This is a genomic window from Pseudomonas sp. ML96, from assembly GCF_000761545.1.
GTDB lineage: Bacteria > Pseudomonadota > Gammaproteobacteria > Pseudomonadales > Pseudomonadaceae > Aquipseudomonas.
Genome location: NZ_JPMY01000006.1, coordinates 267,625 through 291,858 on the forward strand (window position 1 = coordinate 267,625; position 24,234 = coordinate 291,858).

The window sequence follows — 24,234 nt, forward strand, 5'->3', positions numbered from 1 at the left end:
GCCTGACACGGCGCGCCGACGGCGGGTTACTGCGACTTGCGAACCCGCAGATACCACTCGGACAGCAGGCGCACCTGCTTCTCGGTGTAGCCACGTTCGACCATGCGTTTGACGAAGTCGTTGTGCTTCTGCTGATCCTCCTTGCTTGCCTTGGCGTTGAAGCTGATGACCGGCAACAGGTCTTCGGTGTTGGAGAACATCTTCTTCTCGATCACCACGCGCAGCTTCTCGTAGCTGAGCCAGGTGGGGTTCTTGCCGTTGTTGTTGGCGCGGGCGCGCAGCACGAAGTTGACGATCTCGTTGCGGAAATCCTTCGGATTGCTGATGCCGGCCGGTTTCTCGATTTTCTCCAGCTCCTCGTTGAGGGCCACGCGGTTGAGGATCTCGCCGGTCTCCGGGTCGCGGTATTCCTGGTCCTGGATCCAGAAGTCGGCGTACAGCACGTAGCGGTCGAAGATGTTCTGGCCGTACTCGCTGTAGGACTCGAGGTAGGCGGTCTGGATCTCCTTGCCGATGAACTCGATGTAGCGCGGCGCCAGGTATTCCTTGATGTAGCGCAGGTAGCGCTCGCGCACCTCGGCGGGGAACTGTTCCTGCTCGATCTGCTGTTCCAGCACGTAGAGCAGGTGTACCGGGTTGGCGGCGATCTCGTGCGGGTCGAAGTTGAATACCTTGGACAGGATCTTGAAGGCGAAGCGGGTCGACAGACCATTCATGCCCTCGTCGACACCGGCGCTGTCGCGGTATTCCTGGATCGACTTGGCCTTGGGATCGGTGTCCTTGAGGTTCTCGCCGTCATAGACGCGCATCTTCGAGTAGATGTTGGAGTTCTCCGGGTCCTTCAGGCGCGACAGGGTGGAGAACTGGGCGAGCATCTTCAGGGTGTCGGGTGCGCAGTGGGCGTTGGCCAGCGAGCTGTGGGTGAGCAGCTTGTCGTAGATCTTGATCTCGTCGGTGACGCGCAGGCAGTAGGGTACCTTGACGATGTAGATACGGTCGATGAACGCCTCGTTGTTCTTGTTGTTGCGGAAGCTGTGCCACTCGGATTCGTTGGAGTGGGCCAGGATGATGCCGCTGTAGGGCAGGCCGCCGAGGCCCTCGGTGCTGTTGTAGTTGCCCTCCTGGGTGGCGGTCAGCAGCGGGTGCAGCACCTTGATCGGTGCCTTGAACATCTCGACGAACTCCATCAGGCCCTGGTTGGCCCGGCACAGTGCGCCCGAGTAGCTGTAGGCGTCGGCGTCGTTCTGCGGGAATTCCTCGAGCTTGCGGATATCCACCTTGCCGACCAGGGCGGAGATGTCCTGGTTGTTTTCGTCGCCCGGCTCGGTCTTGGCGATGGCGATCTGATTGAGGATCGAGGGATGCAGCTTGACCACGCGGAACTTGCTGATGTCGCCGCCGAACTCGTTGAGGCGCTTGGTGGCCCAGGGCGACATGATCGAGCGCAGGTAGCGCTGCGGAATGCCGTATTCCTCTTCGAGAATCTTGCCGTCCTCATCGGCGTTGAACAGGCCGAGCGGCGACTCGAATACCGGCGAGCCCTTGATGGCGTAGAAGGGGATGTGCTCCATCAGTTGCTTGAGCTTCTCGGCCAGCGAGGACTTGCCGCCGCCTACCGGGCCCAGTAGGTAGAGGATCTGCTTCTTCTCTTCCAGGCCCTGAGCAGCGTGGCGGAAGTAGGAGACGATCTGGTCTATGCACTCTTCCATGCCGTGGAAGTCGGCGAAGGCCGGGTAGCGGCGGATCACCTTGTTGGAGAAGATCCGCGACAGCCTGGGGTCGACCGAGGTGTCCAGCAGCTCGGGCGAGCCAATTGCCATCAGCATGCGTTCGGCAGCGGTGGCATAGGCGCTGCGGTCCGTTTTGCACAGTTCCAGATATTCCTGCAGGGAATATTCTTCCTGCCGAGTCGCCTCGAATCGTTGCTGGAAGTGGCTGAAAATACTCATGACTGCACCTCGCTCGCTTGCGTGGAGCCGGCGCGGGTCATTCGGGCGGGTGCGCGGGAATACGGCTGCTCAGCCGTTGGAAATCCCCCAGACACCACAAAAACGCTACCGATGGCCCGGAACCGGTGTGCCGGCTCTCCCTTCTGGATGGCCTCGTCCTAAGAGTAGTTCGGTTTCTCGGTCGTCAAGCGTTGCAGGAGGGTGACAAGGTGTTGCCGCTCGTCGGTAAGTCACCCGCAAGCGGCGCAGGCCGCGGCTTTGCGCCGCGGCAGATTTTTTTACTCGGCGTCGCCTTGTGACACCTGGTCAGGGTACTGGCTGCGCCACAGCTCGAAGCCGCCGTCGAGGCTGTAGACCTCGGCGAAACCCTGGTGCGCCAGGTAGGCGGCAGCGCTCTGGCTGGAGTTGCCGTGGTAGCAGGAGACGATCAGCGGCGCATCGAAATCGGCTTTGGCGATGAAGTCCGCCAGGCTGTGGTTGTCCAGATGGCGCGAGCCGCTGATGTGGCCGTTGGCGAAGCTTCGCGGGTCGCGGATATCCACGACCACGGCGCCTTGCTCACGCAGGGCCTGGGCCTGCTCCGGGGGAATACGTTTGAATTCGCTCATTGGACGATCTCCTTGCAGTCGCAGCGGTATTTCTCGCCGCTGTCGATGTTCATCAGGGTCATGGCGCCGCCCCACACGCAGCCGCTGTCGAGGGCGAACAGGCCGGGTTCGTCGCAGTTGCCTTCCAGCGCCGCCCAGTGGCCGAAGATGATCTTCTGTCCGCGCGCCTTGCGCTCGGGCCAGGCGAACCAAGGCGCATAGCCGGGCGGGGCGGTGCCCACGCCTTCCTTGCTCTTCAGGTCGAGGGTGCCGTCGGCGGTGCAGAAGCGCATGCGGGTGAAGTAGTTGGTGATCACCCGCAGGCGGGTGACGCCCTGCAGGTCGCTATCCCACTTGGCCGGCTCGTTGCCATACATGCCGTCGAGGAACAGCGGCAGGCGGGCATCGTCACGCAACACTTCCTCGACCTCTGCGGCGCGCCTGAGCGCCTTCTTCAGCGTCCACTGCGGCGGGATGCCGGCGTGCACCAGGGCGATGTCGCGTTGCTCGTCGTGATGGACCAGTTTCTGCTGGCGCAGCCACTCGAGCAGCTCCTTGCGGTCGGGGGCGTCGAGGATTTCCTGCAGGGTGTCGTGCTTCTTCAGACGCTCGATATTGTGCGCGGCGGCCAGCAGGTGCAGGTCGTGGTTGCCCAGCACGCAGACCAGGGCGTCGCGGATCGAATAGAGGAAACGCAGGGTCTTCAAGGACTCCGGGCCGCGGTTGACCAGATCGCCGACCAGCCACAGCTTGTCTTGGGCGGGATCGAAGGCGACCCGTTCGAGCAGGCATTTCAGCGGCTGCAGGCAACCCTGCAAGTCGCCGACGGCGTAGGTCGCCATCAGTGCAGGGCCCCGGGCACGGCCAGGCGGAACGGCGCGATGGTTGCGTCGAAGCGTTTGCCGTCGTCGGCGACCATCTGGTAGCTGCCGTGCATGTTGCCGACCTTGGTCGCCATCACGGTGCCGCTGCTGTAGGTGTGGCTCTCGCCCGGCTGCAGATGCGGCTGCTGGCCGACCACGCCGGCACCGCGGACTTCCTGCACGCGGCCGTCGCCGTCGGTGATGATCCAGTGGCGACTGAGCAGCTTGGCTGCCTCGCTGCCTCCATTGTGGATGGTCACCGTGTAGGCGAAGGCGTAGCGGTTCTGCTCCGGAGTGGATTGCTCCGGCAGGTAGCGGGTCTCGACGCTGACGTCGATCTGGTAACGCGGGTCGGCCATCTGGACAAACTCGGCAGGCTGAAAGGGCAGTTTAGTCCGCTTGATCGGCGGGCTGGCGTTCGGCCAGCTGGTCGGCCAGGCGGACGAAGGCGGCCAGGTCCAGCTGTTCCGGGCGCAGTCCGCCATCCACGCCGGCGGCCTCGATGGCTTCGGCCGGCAGCAGTTGCTTGAGGGTGTTGCGCAGGGTCTTGCGCCGCATGTTGAAAGCCTCGCGCACCACGCGCTCGAGCAGGCGATGGTCCTTGGTCGGGTGCGGCAGGGTCTCGTGCGGCACCAGGCGGACGATGGCCGAGTCGACCTTGGGCGGCGGGTTGAAGGCGCCCGGGCCGACGTTGAACAGGTGCTCCACGCGGCAGTGGTACTGGACCATGATCGACAGGCGGCCCCAGTCGCCACCGCCCGGCTCGGCTGCCAGGCGCTCGACCACTTCCTTCTGCAGCATGAAGTGCATGTCGCGGATCAGCGGGGCGTTATCCAGCAGGTGGAAGATCAGCGGCGTGGAGATGTTGTAGGGCAGGTTGCCGACCACGCGCAGGCTATGTGGCGCAGCCTCCAGGCGGTTGAAGTCGAACTTCAGTGCATCGCCTTGGTTGAGCTTGAAGCGCGGGTTGTCGCCGAACTTGGCTTGCAGGATGGGGATCAGGTCGAGGTCCAGCTCGATCACGTCGAGCTGTGCACCGCTGCCCAGCAGACCCTCGGTGAGGGCGCCCTGGCCCGGGCCGATCTCCAGCAGGCGCTCACCCTCCTTGGCGTGGATGGCGCGCAGGATGCGATGGATCACGCCGGCATCGTGCAGGAAGTTCTGGCCGAAGCGCTTACGCGCGCGGTGTTGGTATTCGGACATGGGTACGGCTCCAAGCTTCAAGCCACAAGCTCAAAGCGCAATGCAAAGAGCGGCAGTTTAGCAGCCAAGTGGCCAGGCTCTAAGCCTGGCGTGCGGCGGCCATCTGGTAGGCAGTCTCCAGGGCGACCTGCAGGCTGCCGCTATCGATCTTGCCGCTGCCGGCCAGGTCCAAGGCGGTGCCGTGGTCGACCGAGGTGCGGATGATTGGCAGGCCCAGGGTGACATTCACCGCCGCGCCGAAGCCTTTGTACTTGAGCACCGGCAGGCCCTGGTCGTGGTACATGGCCAGCACCGCGTCACAGTGCTCGAGGTGCTTGGGGGTGAACAGGGTGTCGGCCGGCTGCGGGCCGATCAGATTCAGGCCTTCACCGCGAAGCAGTTCCAGGGTCGGCTCGATCACTTCGATCTCTTCGCGCCCAAGGTGACCGCCTTCGCCCGCGTGCGGGTTGAGGCCGCAGACCAGGATGCGCGGTTTGGCGATACCGAATTTTTTCACCAGGTCCGTGTGCAGGATGCGGGTGACCCGTGCCAGGCGCTCGGCAGTGATGGCGGCAGCGACGTCCTTGAGCGGCAGGTGGGTGGTTACCAGGGCCACGCGCAGGCCGCGAGTGGCGAGCATCATCACCACCTGCTCGGTGCTGGTCAGCTCGGCGAGGAATTCGGTGTGGCCAGAGAAGGGGATGCCGGCTTCGTTGATCACACCCTTGTGCACCGGCGCGGTGATCATCCCGGCGAAGCTGCCATTGATGCAGCCCTGGCCGGCGCGGGTTAGGGTCTCCAGCACATAGGCGGCGTTGCTCTGGTCCAGCTGCCCCGGGCTGACCGTAGCGGCCAGCGGGGTGTCCCAGACATACAGGTTGCCAGCTGCGGCAGGCGCCGTTGGCCAATGGCCCGGGCCTACTTCGTGCAGCTCGATGTTTATACCGAGTTGCGTGGCGCGTGTGGCCAGTAAGTCGCGGCTGGCGATGGCTACCAGCGCTTCGGGCTGGGCTTCGCGGGCCAGCAGCAGGCACAAGTCGGGACCGATGCCGGCTGGCTCGCCGGGCGTCAGGGCAAACAGGCGGGGAGTGGTCATGATCTGCTTCGTCGAGGTGCTGAGGAATCTATTCTACGCCCAAGAAAAAGCCCGGCGGTGCCGGGCTTTCGTGACGCTGCGTGCTGTCAGAGCTTGATCTCGACGTAGGCTTCGTCGCGGATCTGGCGCAGCCAGGCCTGCAGTTCTTCGTCGTACTTGCGATTGCGCAGGACAGTCATGGCCTGCTGCTCACGGTACTGCGCACTGCTGTCGGTGGCGCGGCGGCCCATGACTTCCAGAACATGCCAGCCGTAGGGGCTGCGGAACGGCTCGGACAGCTTGCCGCTCGGGGTCTTGGCCATCACGTCGCGGAACTCGGGCACCAGGCTGTTGGGGTCGATCCAGTTCAGGTCGCCACCGTTGAGGGCCGAGCCTGGGTCTTCGGAGAAGCTCTTGGCCAGGGTCGCGAAGTCTTCGCCGGCGACGATGCGCTCGTACAGACGCTGCACCAGGCGGCGGGTTTCTTCTTCGCTGCGCACTTCGTTCGGCTTGATCAGGATGTGGCGCACATGCACTTCGTCGCGCACCAGGGTATCGCCGCCGCGCTTCTCCAGCAGCTTGACGATCATGAAACCGCCCGGGGTGCGGACAGGCTCGGTGATCTCGCCAACGGACAGCGCGCGAATCATCTCGACGAACGCCGGCGGCAGCTGGGCGGCCTTGCGCCAGCCGATCTCGCCGCCTTCCAGGGCATTCTCGCTGGCGGAACTGGACATCGCGGTTTGCGCGAAGTCGGCACCGCCACGCAGGCTGTCATAGACCTGCGAGGTCTTTTGCGCTGCGGCGCGGATCTCGTCCGGCGAGGCGGCTTCCGGCACCGGGATCAGGATGTTGGCCAGGCGGTATTCTTCCGAGAGCTGCATCTGGCCCATTTCGGAGGCGAGGAAGTTCTGCACTTCCTGGTCGGTGACCTGAATGCGCTCGGCGACACGGCGCTGACGTACGCGACTGATGACCATCTCGCGACGGATTTGCTCGCGAGCTTCTTCATAGGACAGGCCGTCGCGGGCCAGGGCTGCACGGAACTGGTCCAGGCTCAGGTTGTTGCGCTCGGCAATGCTGCCCATGGCCTGGTTCAGTTCTTCGTCGGTGATGCGGATGCCCGAGCGATCACCGATCTGCAGCTGCAGGTTCTCGACGATCAGGCGTTCCAGCACCTGCTGCTGCAGGACGTCCTGCGGCGGCAGCTGACCGCCACGCTTGCCGATGGTCTGTTCGACCTCGTGCAGGCGCTGATCCAGCTGGCTGTACATGATCACGTCGTTGTCGACGATGGCGACCACGCGATCGAGGGATTGAAACTGCGCCTGGGCGCCGGATGCGAGGAGTACTGCACCCAGCAGGAGCGGGCGCAGGCAATCAGAAAGCTTGTTCTTCACGTTCACGGTAACCTTGAATGCCTTGCTCGAGGAAGCCCTCGGTCTTTCCACCCAGCACATTGCCGAGGCCTTTGAGGACGATCTGCAGGAAGATGCCGCGATCCGCCTCTTCGTTGAGGTCCGGGTTGAGGCTGGTCTCGTCGTAGTCGATCCAGTAGCGGTTGATCAGGCGCAGCTTCCAGCAGCAGCTGTCGTATTCGAAGCCACCGAAGGCCTCGAGGGTGCGATTACGTGCGTAGTCGCGCTGCCAGCGGGCGATCACGTTCCACTGCGGCACCATCGGCCAGATGACCGAGAAGTCGTGCTGCTGGATCTTGTAGTAGTCCTTGATGAAGTTGGCTTGGCCTTCGGTGCCGAAGTCGCTGCCATAGGTCCAGGTACCGCTGGCCTGATCGTAACGCATGGTGTCGTTGCGGTAGCGATAGCCGGCATTGATCACCTTGTTCGGATTATCTTCCGGCTGATAGTGGAACATCAGGCTGCCGGAGCGGGTGGTATGGGTTTCACCATCCCAGTTGAAGTCCGAGGTAACACGCCAGTCGCGGTTGAAGCGGTACATGTATTCCAGTGCGTACGGCGACAGGTCGGATTGAGCATCATCGCGGGTGCGATAGTCGATGCCCGGCATCTGCACTTTGCGGTCGGCAAAGTAGATGGCTTGGCCGAGGCTGAAGCGCTGACGTTCAAAGCCGTTGTCCTCGATCCAGCGGTTAGTTACGCCCAGCGACAGCTTGTTTTCGTCGCCAATGCGGTCGCGGCCGCTGAAGCGGTTGTCGCGCCAAAGCGAGGCATAGCTAAAGGTGTTTTCACCTGTATCGAAGACCGGGATATCGTCCTGATCCTCTTCGGGTACATAAAGATAGTAAGCGCGCGGCTCCAGGGTCTGGCGGTAGTTGGTGCCAAACCACTGGGTGTTGCGATCGAAGTAAAGTCCGCTATCGATACTTGCGATAGGGACACTACGGTCTGGGGAGTCCTCAAAGTCACCACCGACTTGAGCCTTGCCGCGGGAGTCGAGGTCGAGATCGTATTGGGTATAAGCGTATTTGAGGCTCGGTTTGATGAAGCCCCAGGTCCAATCCAGAGGCAGGCTCATGCCTGGCTCGAGATGGATGCGATCACCATTGGCACGTGCGATACCGGTTACGAAATTGTCATACCAGGGTTCGACGGTACCGTCCTCTCGGACGAAATTGCCATTACGCAGGTTGCGATCAAAACTTACGTACTCGGTGCCGTAGAAGAAGTTCAGGCCACCCGGCTGGTACGGCAGGATGCCATCCAGAGTCAGCTGCGGCAGGCGCTCGTATGGGGTTACATCAACGACGCTGGTGGCCTCATAGGCGTGGGCGTTTAGACGTGCGGTGAAGCTGTCGCCTCGCCAGGTCAGAGTGCCGCGTTGATTGAGGAAGTCAGGGGTCTGTAGGCCTTCCAGATCGCTGTCGAGATCTTGGAAGTAGTAGGGGTCGCTGATATCGGTGTAGTCGACCTCGGCCAGCAGGCGCTCATCCAGGCCGCCTTTGTGCTGCCAGTTGTACATCCAGCGCTGATCTTCGTAGTTGGACTGCAGTTTGCGCTCGTCTTCCTGGTCGTCCAGCCATGCGCCACCGACTTGGCCTTCGCTGCCCTTGGTCAGGTAGCGGAACTCGCCTTCCATGAGCAGGCCGCGTTTGGCCATGTAGGTCGGGTAGAGGGTGGCGTCGTAGTTGGGCGCGAGGTTGAAGTAGTACGGCGTCGACAGCGAGAAGCCGGTATCGCTGGAGGTGCTGATGCCCGGAGCGAGGAAGCCGGACTGACGGCGATCGTCGATCGGGAAGTAGATGTAGGGGGTGTAGAAGACCGGAATGTCTTTCACCCGCAGGGTCACGTTGGTCGCGGTGCCGAAGCCGGTCGCCGGGTCCAGCTTGACGTTGTTGCCTTTCAGCTGCCAGGCGTTGCTGCCGGGTTCGCAGCGGGTGTAGGTGCCGTCTTTCAGGCGAACGACAGCGCTTTCCTCGCGCTTGGCGTACAGCGCGCTACCACGGGCATGGCCCTTGTGGATCACGTACTCGGCGTTCTCGACCTTGGCCTCGCCGTTGTCCAGCTGGATCTCGGCGCGATCGCCAACGACCAGCATGCCGTTGTCGCGGATGCGCACGTTGCCTTTCAGCTCGCCGACGTTGTCGGCCTGGTGCAGGCTGGCCTCGTCGGCCTCGATCTGCATGCTCGACTGACGCAGGACCACGTCGCCGGCCAGGGTGGCAGTCTCTTTTTCCTGCTCGTAGCGCGAGGCCTTGGCGGAGACGAACATCGGCGCTTCATCCAGCGGCGTGTTGTCGCTCATGCCCGGGCGGATCGGCTCGACGTAGGAGCCCTCGCAATAGGGACCGACCTCGGCCAGCTGCGCGGCAGTCAACTTCTCGCGCGGGACCCAGTCCAAGTGGCTGTAGTCGGCACTGCGGCTGCTCAGGCCACGGCCTTCGCTTTCGGTAACCAGTACGGGTTGGGGCCCGCCGTCGCTCGATTGAGCGGTACTGCCTTCGGCTACGGCGCTGACGGCCGACGCCGTATGCTGTGGGCGCGGTAGCGCGGCAGCAGCATTGGCTTTCGGTGCACAGGACCAGCCGCCAGTGGCGGAGGCGGAGCAGTCGTACTGCTCGGCAGCAACGACGAAGGACGAGGCCAGGGGTTGCAGAGCCAGCAGGCCGCCGGTCACCAGCAACGGGAATTTCTTACGGAACAGCGGGAGGTTTACTGCCATCTTGTTAGTCCGGGCTTCCTGCGCGCCTTCGACCCGCGGGGGCCGCACGCCTCTCGATGGGCTGAAAAAGATGCTGGATAATAAAGCATGACCCGCGCAACGGCTAGCGCCGTCGGAGACCCCTGTAATGCCTGATCAAGATGTACGTCTGCAGCTGCTGCAGAGCTGGTTGCAAGACTGTTTGCCCGCTCTTTTCGAACGTGAAGGCTGGGGCGCCGTGCCGCCCGCGAGCCTGGCCCCGGCCAGTAGCGACGCCAGTTTCCGTCGCTATTTCCGCTGGCAGGCCGAAGGCCGCAGCCTGATTCTGATGGATGCTCCGCCGCCTCAGGAAGACTGCCGCCCCTTCGTCAAGGTCGCTGCCATGCTGGCCGGTGCCGGCGTGCATGTGCCGCGCATTCTGGCCGAGGATCTGGAGCGTGGCTTCCTGGTGCTGGACGATCTGGGCTCGCAAACCTGGCTGGAAGTGCTGAGCGCAGGCAACGCCGATGCGCTGTTCGAGCAGGCGTTGCAGGCTCTGGTGGCCTTCCAGCAGCTGCCGGTCGACAGCCAGCTACCGCCCTATGACGATGCCCTGCTGCGCCGCGAGCTGCAGCTGTTCCCCGACTGGTACCTGCAGCGCCATCTCGGCGTCGAGCTGAATGCGCAGCAGCAAGGGCAATGGCAACAGGTCTGCGATCTGCTGGTGGACAGCGCCCTGGCGCAACCGCGGGTGTTCGTGCATCGCGACTACATGCCGCGCAATCTGATGCTGAGCGAGCCCAACCCCGGCATCCTCGATTTTCAGGATGCGGTACATGGCCCGCTGAGCTACGACGTCACCAGCCTGTTCAAGGATGCCTTCCTCAGCTGGCCGGAGGAGCGTGTGCAGGGCTGGCTGCAGCGCTACTGGCAACTGGCGGGCGCGGCAGGCCTGGTGGTGCCGGCCGAATTCGCCGAGTTCCATCGCGCCAGCGACCTGATGGGAGTACAGCGCCACCTCAAGGTGATCGGCATCTTCGCGCGCATCTGCCACCGCGACGGCAAGCCCAAGTACCTCGCCGACGTACCGCGTTTCTTCGCTTATATAGAAGCAGTGCTGGCGCGCCGGCCGGAGCTGGCGGTGCTCGGCGAGCTGCTGGCCAGCCTGCCGCAGCGTGAGGCGCAGCCGGAATGAAGGCGATGATTCTCGCGGCGGGCAAGGGCGAGCGCCTGCGCCCGCTGACCCTGCACACGCCCAAGCCGCTGGTGCGCGCCGCCGGTACACCGCTGATCGAGTTCCATGTGCGCGCCCTGGCTGCCGCAGGCTTCACCGAACTGGTGATCAACCATGCCTGGCTCGGCCAGCAGATCGAGGACTACCTGGGCGACGGCAGCCGCTTCGGCCTACGTATCGCCTACTCGGCCGAAGGCGAGCCGCTGGAGACCGGTGGCGGCATCTTCAAGGCCCTGCCGTTGCTTGGTGACGAGCCGTTCCTGGTGGTCAATGGCGATATCTGGACCGACTACGATTTCGCCACCCCGCGCGCTCCGCTGCAGGGTCTGGCGCATCTGGTGCTGGTGGACAACCCGGCGCATCACCAGGGCGGTGATTTCCGTCTGCGTGATGGCCAGGTGACGGATGCTGTGGCCGGGGAGCCCTCGTTCACCTACAGCGGTATGGCCGTGCTGCACCCGCAGCTGTTCGCCGGCTGCCAGCCGGGCGCCTTCAAGCTGGCGCCGCTGCTGCGCGCGGCCATGGCCGACGGCCGGGTCAGTGGTGAGCATTTCCGCGGCCGCTGGATCGATGTCGGCACCCATGAGCGCCTGGCCGACGTCGAGCGCCTGCTGCTGGCGGAGGCCTGAGATGCTCTGGCCAGCGACTCTGATCGGCGCCGCTGCGGGGCTGGCGCTGGCCAGCATCCCCGGCGCGCTGCTCGGCGGCCTGCTCGGTCAGGTGCTGGATCGGCGCCTGCGCATACAGTCCCTCGATCACCTGCGTGAGCTGCTCGGGCGCAAGCGTCCGCCTCTGGACGACGAGGACCTGCTGTTCATGCTGGTCGGGCGTCTGGCCAAGAGTGAAGGGCGGGTGCTCGACAGCCATATCCAGGTGGCGCGCAACGAGATGCAGCGCCTGGCCCTGGATGAGCCGTCGCGGCGCCGCGCCATGCAGGCCTTCAATCGCGGCAAGCTGATCGAGGACAAGGAACTACGCGAGCCGTTGCGCGCGCTGCACCATCGTCCGGAGCGCAGCGAGGCGTTGTTGCGCACCTGCTGGCGCATGGCTTGGGCCGATGGCCGGGTCAGCGAGGCGGAGGCGCAGCTGATTCGCCAGTGGGGCATCTGGCTGGGCTGGCGGCGCGAGGCGCTGGACGCCCTGGCCACCGAGTACGAGCCGACGCGGCGGATGCCGGAGGTGAAGTCCAGCGACTACCAGGCGGCTCTACGTCTGCTCGGCGTGCAGGCGGACACCGATCCGGCGGCGATCAAGCGCGCCTATCGCCGTCTGCTCAGTCGCCACCACCCGGACAAGCTGGCCGGCAGCGGCGCCACACCGGCCCAGCTACGCAGCGCGACCGACAAGACCCGCGAGCTGCAGGTCGCCTACGACCTGGTGCGCCAGCGCCGTGGTTTCCGCTAGCGCGTCTTACTGCTTGTCCAGCCAGCCGCGCACGCGGCGGAACAGCTGTTCCTGCTCGGCGTCCAGGTTGCCCGGCAAGGCTTTCAGGGCGATCTGCGTGTAGCCGTCGTGACCCAGGCGCTTGCTGGCCTGTTTGCGCCGCACCGCGTTGCCGCGGTCGGCGGCCAGGTCCTTGTAGAAGAAGTCGCCGGTGGCCAGCTTGAGGCCGGGGATCAGTTCCTCCAGCGGCGGCGTCTGTCCCGGTGGCAGCTGTGGCGCGACGGCCACCAGTTGTTTGATCGCCTCAGGCTTGCGCTCCTTGAGATACAGCGCGGCCCAGTAGGCGCCGTCACCATGACCGAGCAGCACGATGTTCTTGGCGTCTTGCTGTTCGGCGAAGGCGATGCCGGCCTGGATGCGCGCGAAGATGCGCTCGGCTGGATCGACCGGGGGAACTGCTGGCGTCGCTGGCTCGCTGGCCGCTGGCGTCTCGCCCGGGGCGCCGGTGGTCGCGCCTGCGCTGGCTGGATCGGCCGCCGGCTCCTTCGCCGCGTCCACCGTCACCGGCTCGGGGGCGCGTGGCAGCACGGCCTCCGGTAATGGCGCGGCCTTGCTGTCCGGCAGGCTGATGCTCAGGGTGCTCCATTCGACATCGGGCAGCTTGAGGCGCAGCGGCTTGATCGCCTGCGGCCAGTCGGCGCTCTCGTCGGCGCCAGGCACCAGGATCACCAGGCCCTTGGCCTCGGGCACGTTGGCCGGTTTCCACAGGGCGAGGAATTTCTCCTCGCCGGCCTGCAGCATCTGCTGTTCGTCCTTGGGCAGCTGGCGCTCCAGGCCTGCGGCGCTGTCCTGGCTGCGCTCCTCCAGCGCTTGGCGCGGCGCCTGTTCGGCGGGAGCGGCTTCGCCACTGGCGGGTTTGTCTGCGGCGGGGGCTTGCTCCTCGGCCCAGGCGAGCGGGGTGAGGATCAGGCACAGGGTCAGGAGTGTCGGCAGGACTGGACGGCGCATCTCAGCACTTCATATGGGTGGCGGTTTCTGCAGCCTAAGCGCTTCGCCACGGTTTGTCAGGTAAGGTAAGGGCAGTGTTCATGCTGTGGAGCTGGGGTGTGCGCAGGCTCGGACTGTTGCTTTCATTGTGGCTGCTGTGGCCCCTGGCGAGCTGGGCGGCCGGGCTGGATGCGGCTCAGCGCGCCTGGCTGGCCGAGCACCCGCGGCTGCGCGTGGGCGTGGTGCTGCAGGCGCCCTATGCCGAGTTCCAGCATCGCCAGCAGCGCCTTGGTGGGCTCAATGTCGAGCTGACCGAGGCGCTGGCCAAGACCCTCGGCGTCGAGCTGAGCTGGCTCGGTTTCGCCGATCAGGCCGAGCTGGACCAGGCGCTGCGTGGCGGCCGTGTCGACTTCGCCCCCGGCCTGACCCAGACCCCCGCCGGCCTGCGCCTATGGCAGTTCTCCGATCCTTACCTGCGCATCCCGCACCTGCTAGTCGGCGAGCGCCTCGGCGAGGTCGGAGTCGAGCTGGAGAACCTCGGCCCGCGCGAGCCCATCGCCGTGCGCGAGCCCAGTGCGGTGCTCGACTACCTGCGCGGCAACTACTTCAACCTGCACCTGCGCCCCCAGACTACCGACCGCGATGCCCTGCGCGCGGTGCTGGAGCAGCGGGCGCGCTACGCCGCCGTGGACCAGGCGCAACTCAGCCGCCTTAGCCAGGAGCGCGAGTTCGCCGCCCTCGCCGTGGTCGCCGACGTTGGCCTGCCGCAACTGCTGCGTTTCGGCAGCCGGCGCGACTGGCCAGAGTTAGCCGGCATCCTCGACGCCGGTCTGCGCGAGCTGCCGGCCGAGCGCATGGAACAGTTGCAGCAGCGCTGGCTGACGGCGAAGAAACCGAGCCTGGGCGAGTCGCCGCAGTTCTGGCGCAACCTGAGCATCCTGCTCGGCCTGTTGCTGCTGATCAGTCTGCTATTGCTGGTGCTGGTGCGCCGGCAGCGCGGGCGTCTGGAAAAGCGCCTGCTGGCAGTGCGGCATACCCTGAGCCAACGCGAGGTGGCCGAGGAGGCGCTGCGCCTGGCGCAGTTCTCCCTCGACCACAGCACGGTCGGCATCCTCTGGGTCAACTGGGACAGCCGCGTGCGCTACGCCAACCAGGCGGTGGCCGAGATGCTCGGCTACGCCGCGCCGGCGATGGTCGACCAGCCCCTGCAGGTGTTCGAACCCAACCTGGGCATGGATCGCTGGCTCAACTTGTGGAAGCGCGTGCGCCAGCAGGAAGAGGGCGCGCTGAATTTCGAGAGCAACTGCCGGCGCGCCGACGGCAGCTGGATGCCGGCCGACGTGACCCTGGGCTTCCTGCGCTTTCGCGAGGCCGAGTACCTGGTGGTCTACCTCACCGATGTTACCGAGCGGCGTCGTGCCCGCGCCGCGCTGGAAGAGAGCGAGGCGCGCCTCAAGGGCATCGCCGGTAACGTGCCGGGCCTGGTGTTCCGCCTGGAACGCCCGGTGGCCGGCGCGCCGGTGGACTTCGCCTTTATCAGCGAGGGCAGCGAGCAGCTGGTCGGCTATCCGCCAGCGACCATCATGGCGGTGGACTTCGGCATCCGCAGCCTGGTCCATCCGCAGGATCGCGCCGCCTACCACGCGACCCAGGACGCTGCCATCGAGGCCGCCAGCGACTGGCAGTGGCAGGGCCGCATCCTCACTCGCGCCGGCCGCGTGCGCTGGGCCGACATCAAAGCCAGCGCCCGCCAGCTCAGCGCCGAGCACGTGGTGTGGGACGGCGTGGTGTGGGACATCAGCGACAACAAGGCCATCGAGCTGGAACTGGCCGACTCGCGCTCGCAGCTGCGCGAACTGTCGGCGCACCTGGAGAGCGTGCGCGAGGAAGAGAAGGCGCGCATCGCCCGCGAGGTGCACGACGAGCTGGGCCAGGTGCTGACCGTGCTCAAGCTGGAGACCTCAATGTGCGAGCTGGCCTACGCCGGTCTCGACCCCGGCCTGCAGGCGCGACTGGACAGCATGAAGAAGCTGATCGCCAACCTGTTCCAGCTGGTGCGCGACGTGGCCACCGCGCTGCGCCCGCCGATCCTCGACGCCGGCATCGCCTCGGCCATCGAGTGGCAGGCGCGGCGTTTCGAGGCGCGCAGTGGCATCGCCTGTCTGGTGCAGGTGCCCGAGCAGCTGCCGGCGCTGTCCGATGCCAAGGCCATCGGCCTGTTCCGCGTGCTGCAGGAGGCGCTGACCAATGTGCTGCGGCATGCTCAGGCACACACGGTAGAGATCACGTTGGACGTGCAGGGTGGCGAGCTGTGCCTGCGCGTGAGTGACGATGGTCGGGGTTTCGAGCCAGCCGCCCAGCGCGGACAATCCTTCGGTCTGGTCGGCATGCGCGAGCGTGTGCTGATGCTCGGCGGCCATTTGGCGCTGGACAGCACGCCGGGGGAGGGCACCACACTGGTGGTGCGAGTTGCACTGGATAGAGAGGTCGTAGCGTGATTCGAGTTCTGGTGGCCGAAGACCACACCATCGTCCGCGAGGGCATCAAACAACTGATCGGCCTGGCCAAGGATCTCACGGTGGTCGGCGAGGCCTGCAATGGCGAGCAACTGCTGGAGACCCTGCGCAACACGCCCTGCGAGGTGGTGCTGCTGGATATCTCCATGCCCGGTGTCAACGGCCTGGAGGCTATTCCACGCATCCGCGCGCTGGACGAGCCGCCGGCGGTGCTGGTGCTGTCCATGCATGACGAGGCGCAGATGGCTGCCCGCGCGCTGAAGATCGGCGCCGCCGGCTACGCCACCAAGGACAGTGACCCGGCGCTGCTGCTCACCGCCATCCGCAAGGTCGCCGCCGGTGGTCGCTACATCGATCCGGAGCTGGCCGACCGCATGGTCTTCGAGGTCGGCCTGACCGACTCGCGGCCGCCGCATGCGCTGCTCTCCGAGCGCGAGTTCTCGGTGTTCGAACGCCTGGTGCGCGGCGATGGGGTCAACGAGATCGCCCAGCAGCTGTCGGTCAGCAGCAAGACCATCAGCACCCACAAGGCGCGCCTGATGCAGAAGCTCAACCTGCACTCGGTGGCTGACCTGGTGAAGTACGCCGTGGAGCACAAGTTGTTGTAGCTGGCGTAAGGTGGGCAACGCCGCAGGCTTGTCCACCCACAGGTTGTTCCGATTGTGCTTCCTGTCGTTGTAGGGCGATCCCTACAGCGGGTCCTCCGCAAGCCTTATAGCAATCTCTCATACCGCCCGATTTGCGCCGGCCGCGCGACTTTCTAGTCTTAGTGCACGGCAACAAGAACAAGGGTGTGGTGATGGCCGAGAATGCTTCCAGCGACGTGCTCGTCAGTTTCAAGGGCGTGCAGAAGAGCTACGACGGCGAAAGCCTGATCGTCAAAGACCTCAATCTGGACATCCGCAAGGGCGAGTTCCTCACCCTGCTCGGCCCGTCCGGCTCCGGCAAGACCACCAGCCTGATGATGCTGGCCGGTTTCGAGACGCCCACCGCCGGCGAGATCCTCCTGGCCGGGCGCGCCATCAACAACGTGCCGCCGCACAAGCGCGACATCGGCATGGTGTTCCAGAACTACGCGCTGTTCCCGCACATGACGGTGGCCGAGAACCTGGCCTTCCCGCTCACCGTGCGCGGCATGAACAAGACCGATATCACCGAGCGGGTGAAGCGCGCGCTGTCCATGGTGCAGCTCGACAACTTCCGCAACCGCTACCCGGCGCAGCTCTCCGGTGGCCAGCAGCAGCGCGTGGCCCTGGCCCGTGCGCTGGTGTTCGAGCCGCAGCTGGTGCTGATGGACGAGCCGCTCGGCGCGCTGGACAAGCAGCTGCGCGAGCACATGCAGATGGAGATCAAGCACATCCACCAGCGCCTGGGCGTGACCGTGGTCTACGTGACCCACGACCAGGGTGAGGCGCTGACCATGTCCGACCGCGTGGCGGTGTTCCACCAGGGCGAGATCCTGCAGATCGCCCCGCCGCGTGATCTCTACGAGGCGCCGCGCAACACCTTCGTCGCCCACTTCATCGGCGAGAACAATCGCCTGGCTGGCGAGCTGGTCAGCCAGGACGGCGAGCGCTGCACCGTGCGTACCGCGCGCGGCGAGCAGGTGCAGGCGCTGGCGGTGAAGGTCGGTGCGCCGGGCGAGCCGGTGAGCCTGTCGATCCGCCCCGAGCGAGTGCGCATCAATGCCGCCAGCGAGAGCTGCGCCAACCGCTTCAGCGGCCGCGTGGCCGAGTTCATCTACCTGGGCGACCACGTGCGCATCCGCATGGAGGTCTGCGGCAACCCCAACTTCTTCGTCAAACAGCCGATCGCCGAGCTCGACCCCGCCCTGGGCGTGGGCGACGTGGTGCCGCTCGGCTGGCATGTGGAGCACGTACGGGCGCTCGATCCGCTGATCGTGGAATAGGCGCTACCAAGGCAAGACCAACTAGCAGCGTGGAGAGAAAAACAATGAGCAACATCCGCAGCATGTTCCACCTCGGGACTCTGGCCCTAGGCCTGGCCGCCGCCTCTCAGGCGATGGCGGCCGACCTGACCGTGATCTCCTTCGGTGGCGCCAACAAGGATGCCCAGGTCAAGGCCTTCTACCAGCCGTGGGAAGCGGCCGGCAAAGGCAAGATCATCGCCGGCGAGTACAACGGCGAGATGGCCAAGGTCAAAGCCATGGTCGATACCAACAGCGTGTCCTGGCACCTGGTGGAAGTGGAGTCGCCGGAGCTGGCTCGCGGCTGTGACGAAGGTCTGTTCGAGGAGCTCGACCCGGCCCAGTTCGGCAACGAGGCCGACTTCGTCGAGGGCGCCCTGCAGCCTTGCGGTGTGGGCTTCTTCGTCTGGTCCACGGTGCTCGCCTACAACGCCGACAAACTCTCCGCCGCGCCGACCAGCTGGGCCGATTTCTGGGACGTGGCCAAGTTCCCGGGCAAGCGCGGCCTGCGCAAGGGCGCCAAGTACACCCTGGAATTTGCCCTGATGGCCGACGGCGTGGCGCCGAAGGACGTCTACACCGTGCTCGCCACCCAGGAAGGCCAGGATCGCGCGTTCAAGAAACTCGACGAGATCAAGCCGAACATCCAGTGGTGGGAAGCCGGCGCCCAGCCGCCGCAGTTCCTCGCCTCGGGTGACGTGGTCATGAGCTCCGCCTACAACGGCCGCATCGCCGCCGTGCAGAAGGAGAGCAACCTGCAGGTGGTGTGGAACGGCGGCATCTACGACTTCGATTCCTGGGCCATTCCGAAAGGCACCAAGGATGGCGACGCCGCCAAGGCCTTCGCCGCGTTCAGCGTGCAGCCCGAGCAGCAGAAGATCTATTCCTCGAACATCGCCTACGGCCCGGCCAACAAGAAGGCCGTCGAGCTGCTCGACCCGGCTCTGCTCAAGGACATGCCGACCACCCCGGAAAACATCGCCAACCAGGTGGCCATGAACGTGACCTTCTGGGCCGACTACGGCGAGCAGCTGGAGCAACGCTTCAACGCCTGGGCGGCTAAGTAAGTTTCCCGTGCTGTGCCCCTTCCTGGTGAAGGGGAGTTGGTTGGAGGAACGCTCCCCCGTTCCTCCTAACCCTCGCCCGCGTTTGGGCGAGGGCGCTTTGTCCCGGTGTATCTGGAGCCCGCGATGGCCACTACCGTTTCCATTACCGAGTTTGCCGGCCTGACCCTCAAGCAGAAGCTGGCCCGCGCCGAGCGCATCAACCGGCTCAAGGCTCAGGGTCTGATCCTGCCGCTGCTGGTGTTCCTCTTCGTGGTGTTCCTGCTGCCGATCGGCATCCTGCTGTACAAGAGCGTGGAGAACCCCGAGGTGGTCGGCAGCCTGCCGCGCACCGTCGAGGCGATCAGCGCCTGGGATGGCCGCGGCCTGCCCGACGAGCCGGTGTACCAGGCCCTGGCCCAGGACCTGGCCGAAGCACGGAAGAACCAGACCATCGGCGATCTTTCCAAGCGCCTGAACATGGAGCTGGCCGGCTACCGCAGCCTGCTGGCCAAGACCGGTCGCGCCCTGCCGTTCAAGCAGGAACCGGCTTCCTACAAGGATGCGCTGGAGAGCCTCGATGAGCGCTGGGGCGACCCGGCCTACTGGCAGGTGATCCGCCGCAACGACAGTGCCTTCACCTCGTATTTCCTGCTGGCGTCCCTCGACCATCGCATCGACGATCTCGGCGAGCTGGCGTCCGCCACCCCGGACCAGGCCATCTACCTGGACATATTCGCCCGCACCTTCTGGATGGGCCTGGTGATCACCGCTATCTGCCTGGTGCTGGCCTATCCGCTGGCCTACCTGCTGGCCAACCTGCCGACCCGCACCAGCAACCTGCTGATGATCCTGGTGCTGCTGCCGTTCTGGACCTCGATCCTGGTACGCGTGGCGGCCTGGATCGTGCTGCTGCAGTCGGGCGGGTTGATCAACAGCACACTGATCGCCATGGGCATCATCGATCAGCCGCTGCAGCTGGTGTTCAACCGCACCGGCGTGTACGTGGCCATGGTGCACATCATGCTGCCGTTCATGATCCTGCCGATCTTCAGCGTGATGAAGGGCATCTCGCCGAGCTATATGCGCGCCGCCATCTCGCTCGGCTGCCACCCGTTCGCCAGCTTCTGGCGGGTGTACTTCCCGCAGACCCTGGCCGGCGTCGGCGCCGGTTGCCTGCTGGTGTTCATCCTGTCCATCGGCTACTACATCACCCCGGCCCTGCTGGGCAGCCCGGGCGATCAGATGATCAGCTACTTCGTCGCCTTCTACACCAACAGCACCATCAACTGGGGCATGGCCACGGCGCTGGGCGGCCTGCTGCTGCTGGCGACCATGCTGCTCTACGTGGTGTACAGCTGGCTGGTAGGCGCGAGCCGCCTGCGTCTGGGCTGATCAGGAGAACAACGAGATGCTGAGCCCCTACAAGTCCCCCGTCGAACGCGCCTGGTTCTGGACCCATCGCAGCCTGTGCGCGCTGGTGCTGCTGTTTCTGATCCTGCCGGTGCTGGTGATCATCCCGCTGTCGTTCAACTCCGGCAGCTTCCTGGTCTACCCGCTGCAGGGCTTCTCCCTGCGCTGGTACGAGTCGTTCTTCACCTCGGCCGAGTGGATGCGCTCGCTGAAGAACAGCATGATCGTGGCGCCGGCCGCCACCGTGCTGGCCATGGTCTTCGGCACCCTGGCGGCCATCGGCCTGACCCGTGGCGAGTTCCGCGGCAAGGCGCTGGTGATGAGCCTGCTGATCTCGCCGATGGTCGCCCCGGTGGTCATCGTCGGTGTGGCCAGCTACCTGTTCTTCGCTCCGCTGGGCCTGGGCAACAGCTACACCTCGCTGATCCTGGTGCACGCGGTGCTCGGCGTGCCCTTCGTGATCATCACCGTGTCGGCGACGTTGCAGGGCTTCAACTACAACCTGGTGCGCGCCGCCGCCAGCCTGGGCGCCTCGCCGATCACCGCGTTCCGCCGGGTGACCCTGCCGCTGATCGCTCCCGGGGTGATCTCCGGTGCGCTGTTCGCCTTCGCCACCTCGTTCGACGAAGTGGTGGTGACCCTGTTCCTCGCCGGCCCCGAGCAGGCCACCCTGCCACGGCAGATGTTCAGTGGCATCCGCGAGAACCTGTCGCCGACCATCGCCGCCGCCGCCACCCTGCTGATCGCCTTCTCGGTGGTCATGCTGCTGACCCTGGAATGGCTGCGCGGGCGCAGCGAGAAGATGCGTACCGCCGTACCCGAGTAAGGCGTTCGACCATGGTCGAGGCGCCTTACTGACGTACGACAACCGCTGCGTATTGCTCTCAGGCTACAATCGCACCACCGTGATTGAAGCCTGAGGCCGCCATGCAACCCTTCGCCATCGCTCCGTCGATCCTGTCCGCCGATTTCGCCCGCCTGGGCGAAGAAGTCGACAAGGTGCTCGCCGCCGGCGCCGACATCGTCCACTTCGATGTGATGGACAACCACTACGTGCCCAACCTGACCATCGGCCCGATGGTCTGCTCGGCGCTGCGCAAGTACGGCATCACCGCACCGATCGACGCGCACCTGATGGTGTCGCCGGTCGACCGCATCATCGGCGACTTCATCGAAGCCGGCGCCACCTACGTGACCTTCCACCCGGAAGCCACCCAGCACATCGACCGCTCGCTGCAGCTGATCCGTGACGGCGGCGCCAAGTCCGGCCTGGTGTTCAACCCGGCCACCTCGCTGGAATGCCTGAAGTACGTGATGGACAAGGTCGACATGATCCTGCTGATGAGCGTCAACCCCGGCTTCGGCGGGCAGAAGTTCATCCCCGGCACCCTCGACAAGCTGCGCGAAGCCCGCGCGCTGATCGACGCCTCCGGCTACGACATCCGCCTGGAGATCGACGGTGGCGTCAGCGCCAAGAACATCCGCGAGATCGCCGAGGCGGGCGCCGACACCTTCGTCGCCGGTTCGGCCATCTTCAACCAGCCCGACTACAAGGCGGTGATCGACGCCATGCGCGCCGAGCTGGCCCAGGTGCGCGCGTGATCCACGAGCTGTTCGACGGGCGCCTGCCGCGCCTGGTGATGTTCGACCTGGACGGCACCCTGGTGGATTCGGTGCCCGACCTGGCCGCCGCCATCGACCGCATGCTGGTCCAGCTCGGTCGCCCGGCTGCCGGCGTCGAGCGCGTGCGTGACTGGGTCGGCAATGGCGCCCGCGTGCTGGTGCGTCGCGCCCTGGCCGGCGGCATCGAGCACACCGAGGTGAGCGACGCCGATACCGAGCAGGCGCTGGAGCTGTTCAACGAAGCCTATTCCGGCAGCCACTCGCTGAGCACCGTCTACCCGGGCGTCACCGCCACCCTCAAGTGGCTGAAGAAGCAGGGCGTGGAGCTGGCGCTGATCACCAACAAGCCGGAGCGCTTCGTCGCCCCGCTGCTGGACGAGATGAAGCTGGGCCGCTACTTCCGCTGGATCGTCGGTGGCGACACCCTGCCGCAGCAGAAGCCCGATCCGGCCGCGCTGCTGTTCGTCATGCGCCTGGCCAATGTCGAGCCCGAGCGCGCGCTGTTCATCGGCGACTCGCGCAACGACGTGCTGGCCGCCCGCGCCGCCAGCGTGCCCTGCGTGGCCCTGAGCTACGGCTACAACCACGGCCGGCCGATCGCCGAGGAAAACCCGGCACGGGTGCTCGACGACCTGCGCCAGCTGCTGCCCGGTTGCGCCTCGGAAGACGCTGCGCTAATGTCGCCGGACTCTTCTGCTTACCCGCCTCATCGAGACAGCATCGTGGTAGTTGCCAGCAAACAATGGATGAAAGTCATCAAGGCCTTGGCCCGCTGGCGCTGGCGCGCCTGATTTCGTCCTGGCCGGCTGGTTCCGGCGCGTTTGCCCAACATCCGTTTCACCTCCTCATACCACGAGGCAGAGCATGACCCGCGAAGAATTCCTGCGTTTGGCCGCCGACGGCTTCAATCGCATTCCGCTTGCATTCGAAACCCTGGCTGACTTCGACACCCCGCTGTCGATCTACCTCAAGCTGGCCGACACCCCCAATTCCTACCTGCTGGAATCCGTGCAGGGCGGCGAGAAGTGGGGCCGCTACTCGATCATCGGCCTGCCGGCGCGCACCGTGTTGCGTGTGCACGGCCACCACGTCAGCGTGCGTGTCGACGGCGTCGAGGTGGAGAGCCTGGAAAGCGAAGACCCGCTGGCCTTCGTCGAGCAGTTCAAGGCCCGCTACAACGTACCGACCATCGCCGGTCTGCCGCGCTTCAACGGTGGCCTGGTCGGCTACTTCGGCTACGACAGCGTGCGCTACGTCGAGAAGAAGCTGGCGCAGTGCCCGAACCCCGATCCGCTGGGCACCCCGGACATCCTGCTGATGGTCTCCGATGCGGTCGTCGTCTTCGACAACCTGGCCGGCAAGATGCACGCCATCGTCCTCGCCGACCCGGCCCAGGCCGACGCCTACGAACAAGGCCAGGCCCAGCTGCGCGAACTGCTCAACAAGCTGCGCCAGCCGATCACCCCGCGCCTGGGCGTGGACCTGAGCAAGCCGGCCGGCAAGGAACCGGACTTCGTCTCCAGCTTCAAGCGTGACGACTACGAGGCCGCGGTCGGCGCGATCAAGGAATACATCCTGGCCGGCGACTGCATGCAGGTGGTGATTTCCCAGCGCATGTCGATCCCGTTCCAGGCCGCGCCGATCGACCTGTACCGCGCGCTGCGCTGCATCAACCCGACGCCCTACATGTACTTCTTCAACTTCGGTGACTTCCACGTGGTGGGCAGCTCGCCGGAGGTGCTGGTGCGGGTCGAGGACAACCTGGTCACCGTACGGCCGATCGCCGGCACCCGCCCGCGCGGCGCCACCGAGGAAGCCGACATCGAGCTGGAGAAGGACCTGCTGTCCGACGCCAAGGAGATCGCTGAGCACCTGATGCTGATCGACCTGGGGCGCAACGACGTCGGCCGCGTCTCCAGCACCGGCACGGTGAAAGTCACCGAGCAGATGGTCATCGAGCGCTACTCCAACGTCATGCACATCGTCTCCAACGTCACCGGCCATCTGAAGGAAGGCTTGAGCGCGATGGACGCCCTGCGCGCCATCCTGCCGGCCGGCACCCTGTCCGGTGCGCCTAAGGTGCGCGCGATGGAGATCATCGACGAGCTGGAGCCGGTCAAGCGTGGGGTCTACGGCGGCGCCGTGGGTTATCTCGCCTGGAACGGCAACATGGACACCGCCATCGCCATCCGCACCGCGGTGATCAAGGACGGTGAGCTGCACGTGCAGGCCGGCGCCGGCATCGTCGCCGACTCGCAACCGGCCCTGGAGTGGGAAGAAACCCTGAACAAGCGCCGCGCCATGTTCCGCGCGGTCAGCCTCGCCGAACAGTCCGTAGAGTAAGGGGCCCAACC

21 protein-coding genes are annotated in these 24,234 nt (G+C 65.4%); 12 read left to right on the top strand and 9 right to left on the bottom strand.

Annotated elements, in window-relative coordinates; genetic code table 11:
* Positions 1-26: 26 nt before the first annotated feature.
* The 8 genes from IP89_RS05275 to IP89_RS05310 form a co-directional block, all read right to left on the bottom strand.
* Positions 27-1,949, bottom strand: a complete 1,923-nt coding sequence (locus tag IP89_RS05275; RefSeq protein ID WP_043308143.1) for a PrkA family serine protein kinase — start codon at positions 1,947-1,949, stop codon at positions 27-29.
* Between the two features lie 278 nt (positions 1,950-2,227).
* Positions 2,228-2,557, bottom strand: coding sequence for a thiosulfate sulfurtransferase GlpE (gene glpE, locus IP89_RS05280; RefSeq protein WP_043308144.1), 330 nt, complete (start codon positions 2,555-2,557; stop codon positions 2,228-2,230).
* Positions 2,554-3,378, bottom strand: a complete 825-nt coding sequence (locus IP89_RS05285) for a symmetrical bis(5'-nucleosyl)-tetraphosphatase (protein WP_043308145.1) — start codon at positions 3,376-3,378, stop codon at positions 2,554-2,556. The genes glpE and IP89_RS05285 overlap by 4 nt, the downstream gene beginning before the upstream one ends.
* Entirely contained in the window at positions 3,378-3,758 is a 381-nt protein-coding gene (gene apaG / locus IP89_RS05290) for a Co2+/Mg2+ efflux protein ApaG (protein ID WP_043308146.1), read from the bottom strand. Before apaG ends, IP89_RS05285 begins: the two co-directional genes overlap by 1 nt.
* 31 nt (positions 3,759-3,789) lie before the next feature.
* Positions 3,790-4,602 (bottom strand): 16S rRNA (adenine(1518)-N(6)/adenine(1519)-N(6))-dimethyltransferase RsmA, encoded by an 813-nt coding sequence (rsmA, locus tag IP89_RS05295; RefSeq protein ID WP_043308147.1) that lies wholly within the window; start codon positions 4,600-4,602, stop codon positions 3,790-3,792.
* Between the two features lie 79 nt (positions 4,603-4,681).
* The gene (pdxA, locus tag IP89_RS05300) at positions 4,682-5,677 is read right to left on the bottom strand and encodes a 4-hydroxythreonine-4-phosphate dehydrogenase PdxA (protein WP_043308148.1); all 996 of its coding nucleotides are present in this window, start codon (positions 5,675-5,677) and stop codon (positions 4,682-4,684) included.
* Positions 5,678-5,763: 86 nt separating this feature from the next.
* Positions 5,764-7,062 carry a peptidylprolyl isomerase gene (locus IP89_RS05305; protein WP_043308149.1) on the bottom strand — a complete coding sequence of 433 codons (1,299 nt, stop codon included), beginning with the start codon at positions 7,060-7,062 and terminating at the stop codon, positions 5,764-5,766.
* On the bottom strand, positions 7,037-9,796 hold the full coding sequence (locus IP89_RS05310; RefSeq protein ID WP_043308152.1) for an LPS-assembly protein LptD: 2,760 nt from the start codon (positions 9,794-9,796) through the stop codon (positions 7,037-7,039). Before IP89_RS05310 ends, IP89_RS05305 begins: the two co-directional genes overlap by 26 nt.
* A gap of 127 nt (positions 9,797-9,923) precedes the next feature.
* On the opposite strand from IP89_RS05310, the gene IP89_RS05315 reads away from it, so the two are divergent.
* Genes IP89_RS05315 through IP89_RS05325 form a run of 3 tightly spaced genes read left to right on the top strand, consistent with a single transcriptional unit; the run spans position 9,924 to position 12,392 of the window.
* Entirely contained in the window at positions 9,924-10,949 is a 1,026-nt protein-coding gene (locus IP89_RS05315) for an aminoglycoside phosphotransferase family protein (protein ID WP_043308153.1), read from the top strand.
* Positions 10,946-11,617 (top strand): N-acetylmuramate alpha-1-phosphate uridylyltransferase MurU, encoded by a 672-nt coding sequence (murU, locus tag IP89_RS05320; protein WP_043308154.1) that lies wholly within the window; start codon positions 10,946-10,948, stop codon positions 11,615-11,617. The genes IP89_RS05315 and murU overlap by 4 nt, the downstream gene beginning before the upstream one ends.
* 1 nt (position 11,618) lies before the next feature.
* Positions 11,619-12,392: a TerB family tellurite resistance protein gene (locus tag IP89_RS05325; protein ID WP_043308156.1), complete on the top strand. Its 774-nt coding sequence runs from the start codon at positions 11,619-11,621 to the stop codon at positions 12,390-12,392.
* Between the two features lie 6 nt (positions 12,393-12,398).
* On the opposite strand, the gene IP89_RS05330 is transcribed toward IP89_RS05325, so the two are convergent.
* A complete protein-coding gene (locus IP89_RS05330; protein WP_043308158.1) occupies positions 12,399-13,379 on the bottom strand; it encodes an alpha/beta hydrolase family protein in 981 nt (326 codons plus the stop codon).
* A gap of 98 nt (positions 13,380-13,477) precedes the next feature.
* On the opposite strand from IP89_RS05330, the gene IP89_RS05335 reads away from it, so the two are divergent.
* From IP89_RS05335 to trpE, 9 genes are all read left to right on the top strand, one after another.
* The gene (locus tag IP89_RS05335) at positions 13,478-15,856 is read left to right on the top strand and encodes a PAS domain S-box protein (protein WP_371261933.1); all 2,379 of its coding nucleotides are present in this window, start codon (positions 13,478-13,480) and stop codon (positions 15,854-15,856) included.
* Complete coding sequence (locus tag IP89_RS05340; protein ID WP_043308159.1) at positions 15,853-16,482, top strand: response regulator transcription factor; 630 nt, start codon at positions 15,853-15,855, stop codon at positions 16,480-16,482. The genes IP89_RS05335 and IP89_RS05340 overlap by 4 nt, the downstream gene beginning before the upstream one ends.
* A gap of 191 nt (positions 16,483-16,673) precedes the next feature.
* On the top strand, positions 16,674-17,783 hold the full coding sequence (locus IP89_RS05345; RefSeq protein ID WP_043308236.1) for an ABC transporter ATP-binding protein: 1,110 nt from the start codon (positions 16,674-16,676) through the stop codon (positions 17,781-17,783).
* A 44-nt stretch (positions 17,784-17,827) separates the two neighbouring features.
* Positions 17,828-18,868, top strand: a complete 1,041-nt coding sequence (locus IP89_RS05350; RefSeq protein WP_156114989.1) for an ABC transporter substrate-binding protein — start codon at positions 17,828-17,830, stop codon at positions 18,866-18,868.
* Between the two features lie 123 nt (positions 18,869-18,991).
* On the top strand, positions 18,992-20,239 hold the full coding sequence (locus IP89_RS05355) for an ABC transporter permease (protein ID WP_043308160.1): 1,248 nt from the start codon (positions 18,992-18,994) through the stop codon (positions 20,237-20,239).
* A gap of 16 nt (positions 20,240-20,255) precedes the next feature.
* Positions 20,256-21,083, top strand: a complete 828-nt coding sequence (locus tag IP89_RS05360; protein ID WP_043308162.1) for an ABC transporter permease — start codon at positions 20,256-20,258, stop codon at positions 21,081-21,083.
* A gap of 101 nt (positions 21,084-21,184) precedes the next feature.
* The gene (rpe, locus tag IP89_RS05365; RefSeq protein WP_043308163.1) at positions 21,185-21,859 is read left to right on the top strand and encodes a ribulose-phosphate 3-epimerase; all 675 of its coding nucleotides are present in this window, start codon (positions 21,185-21,187) and stop codon (positions 21,857-21,859) included.
* The gene (locus tag IP89_RS05370) at positions 21,856-22,671 is read left to right on the top strand and encodes a phosphoglycolate phosphatase (protein WP_043308164.1); all 816 of its coding nucleotides are present in this window, start codon (positions 21,856-21,858) and stop codon (positions 22,669-22,671) included. Before rpe ends, IP89_RS05370 begins: the two co-directional genes overlap by 4 nt.
* A gap of 73 nt (positions 22,672-22,744) precedes the next feature.
* Entirely contained in the window at positions 22,745-24,223 is a 1,479-nt protein-coding gene (gene trpE / locus IP89_RS05375) for an anthranilate synthase component I (RefSeq protein WP_043308165.1), read from the top strand.
* Positions 24,224-24,234: the final 11 nt, after the last annotated feature.

Coding starts and splice junctions, on each gene's coding strand:
- murU (WP_043308154.1), top strand. CDS start 10,946: ATGAAGGCGATGATTCTCGCGGCGGGCAAGGGCGAGCGCCTGCGCCCG.
- IP89_RS05315 (WP_043308153.1), top strand. CDS start 9,924: ATGCCTGATCAAGATGTACGTCTGCAGCTGCTGCAGAGCTGGTTGCAA.
- IP89_RS05330 (WP_043308158.1), bottom strand. CDS start 13,379: ATGCGCCGTCCAGTCCTGCCGACACTCCTGACCCTGTGCCTGATCCTC.
- IP89_RS05310 (WP_043308152.1), bottom strand. CDS start 9,796: ATGGCAGTAAACCTCCCGCTGTTCCGTAAGAAATTCCCGTTGCTGGTG.
- IP89_RS05345 (WP_043308236.1), top strand. CDS start 16,674: ATGGCCGAGAATGCTTCCAGCGACGTGCTCGTCAGTTTCAAGGGCGTG.
- IP89_RS05275 (WP_043308143.1), bottom strand. CDS start 1,949: ATGAGTATTTTCAGCCACTTCCAGCAACGATTCGAGGCGACTCGGCAG.
- pdxA (WP_043308148.1), bottom strand. CDS start 5,677: ATGACCACTCCCCGCCTGTTTGCCCTGACGCCCGGCGAGCCAGCCGGC.
- trpE (WP_043308165.1), top strand. CDS start 22,745: ATGACCCGCGAAGAATTCCTGCGTTTGGCCGCCGACGGCTTCAATCGC.
- rsmA (WP_043308147.1), bottom strand. CDS start 4,602: ATGTCCGAATACCAACACCGCGCGCGTAAGCGCTTCGGCCAGAACTTC.
- IP89_RS05360 (WP_043308162.1), top strand. CDS start 20,256: ATGCTGAGCCCCTACAAGTCCCCCGTCGAACGCGCCTGGTTCTGGACC.
- rpe (WP_043308163.1), top strand. CDS start 21,185: ATGCAACCCTTCGCCATCGCTCCGTCGATCCTGTCCGCCGATTTCGCC.
- IP89_RS05325 (WP_043308156.1), top strand. CDS start 11,619: ATGCTCTGGCCAGCGACTCTGATCGGCGCCGCTGCGGGGCTGGCGCTG.
- apaG (WP_043308146.1), bottom strand. CDS start 3,758: ATGGCCGACCCGCGTTACCAGATCGACGTCAGCGTCGAGACCCGCTAC.
- glpE (WP_043308144.1), bottom strand. CDS start 2,557: ATGAGCGAATTCAAACGTATTCCCCCGGAGCAGGCCCAGGCCCTGCGT.
- IP89_RS05350 (WP_156114989.1), top strand. CDS start 17,828: ATGAGCAACATCCGCAGCATGTTCCACCTCGGGACTCTGGCCCTAGGC.
- IP89_RS05355 (WP_043308160.1), top strand. CDS start 18,992: ATGGCCACTACCGTTTCCATTACCGAGTTTGCCGGCCTGACCCTCAAG.
- IP89_RS05285 (WP_043308145.1), bottom strand. CDS start 3,378: ATGGCGACCTACGCCGTCGGCGACTTGCAGGGTTGCCTGCAGCCGCTG.